Genomic DNA, 1,618 nt, shown 5'->3' on the forward strand with positions numbered 1-1,618 from the left:
TCGTCGTGGTGAATGCGCCCCCCGTCTGGGTGCCGGTTCCCCCGCCACCCGTCTGGTCGCCGGTTCCGCCGCCGCAGCTACCGCCGCCGCCTTCGCTGCCGCCGCTGCCCGCGCCACCGAAGCTCCCGGCGCCGCCGAAGCTGCCGCCGCCACCGCCGCCACCGGCGCTGTGCCTGCCCCCGCACCACCTCGTGCAGGGCGTGTGCAAGTGACGCCGCGGGCCCGCGCGAGGCTGGTGTCGATCCTGACCTCTCATGCGCCGAGCACGGAGCTGGAATTTCTCGTGCTATTTCACCGCAGTGCGCGCACACTTATTCGCATCGTCGGTCCTCGCACGAGGGGCGCCGACGCCTCATCGGCTGGGGAGACGATGTGACGACCGCACTATCCAACTTTGACATCGTCAGCGACGGGGAGCTGGCCCGCGCGGCGGCGACGGGTGATCGACGCGCCTTTGCCATGATCTACGACCGTTACGCCGACCGGCTGCACGACTTCTGCATCGGCATGGTCCGCGATCGCGACACCGCCGCCGACTGCGTGCAGGACGTCTTCTGTTCCGCCGCGACCCAACTGCCCAAGCTGCGTGACCCCGAACGGCTCCGCCCCTGGCTGTACGCCATCGCCCGCAACGAGGCGCTGCGCTGCATCCGGGACCGCCGACGCGAACAGGTCTCCGACGAGCTGCCCGAGGCCGCATCACATGATGCCGGACCCGACACCCTGGCCGCGCGCAACGAGCTGGCCGCCCTCGTCGCCGAGGCCGCCGGCGGCCTGGTCGACCGGGACCGCGCGGTGCTGGAGCTGGCCTACCGCCACGGCCTGGACGGGCCCGAGCTGGCCAACGCGTTGGAGGTCAGCCCCGGCACCGCCAACAAAATGGTGTCGCGGCTGCGCAACACCATCGAATCGTCGTTGGGTGCACTGCTGGTGGCCCGGCGCGCCCAGCACACCGCCGACAAATGCGCCGAGCTGGGCACCATCCTGGCGGGCTGGGACGGGCGCTTCAGCGTGCTCATGCGCAAACGCATCACCCGCCACATCGAGTCGTGTGCCGTCTGCGAAGAAGAACGCCGCCGCCTGGTCAACCCGGTCGCGCTGCTCGGTGCGGCGCCGGTGTTCATCCCCGCGCCGGGCTGGTTGCGGGATCAAACGCTGGGACAGATTCGGCTGACTTCCGCCGACAGCGACCTCGGCGGGGACAGCAGCGGCGACGGCCACGGCTCGTCGGACGACGCCTTCGCCCCGACCGCGGCGTCCTGGGCCGCCGCCGCGGACCAGCACGACGGGAGCTACCTCGAAACCGCGCAAGCGCACCGGGCGCGCAGGTTGATCCCGTGGATCGCGCTGTTCGCGGGCACCTTCTTCCTCGCGCTGGGGCTGATGTACAGCCTGCTGTACCACCACAAGACGGCCATCACGCCGACAGAGTTGAGTCGCTTCGCGCCTGCGCCGATGATGAAGGCACCCGCGCCGCCGGCCGCCAACCAGATCCCGCCGGCGCCGCCGGCGAATCCTCCGGCGCCGATTTATTCGCCCCCAGCCGTGCAGGCGCCGGTCGCCCCCGCCCCGCCGGTGGTCGCGCCGCCGGTCGCGCCGCCGCCGGTGGCTCCCCCGC

2 protein-coding genes are annotated in these 1,618 nt (G+C 71.9%); both read left to right on the forward strand.

Translation table 11 applies throughout. The annotated features are described in order from the left end of the window. Nucleotides 1-212, forward strand: a 212-nt coding sequence (locus tag A9X00_RS31225; protein ID WP_197515103.1) for a hypothetical protein, incomplete at its 5' end; no start/stop codon positions are given. Between the two features lie 160 nt (nucleotides 213-372). Continuing rightward, nucleotides 373-1,618 (forward strand): RNA polymerase sigma factor (locus A9X00_RS31735; protein ID WP_067151741.1); only part of this gene is annotated, 1,246 nt, incomplete at its 3' end.

Source organism: Mycobacterium sp. 1245805.9 (assembly GCF_001672915.1).
Lineage (GTDB): Bacteria > Actinomycetota > Actinomycetes > Mycobacteriales > Mycobacteriaceae > Mycobacterium.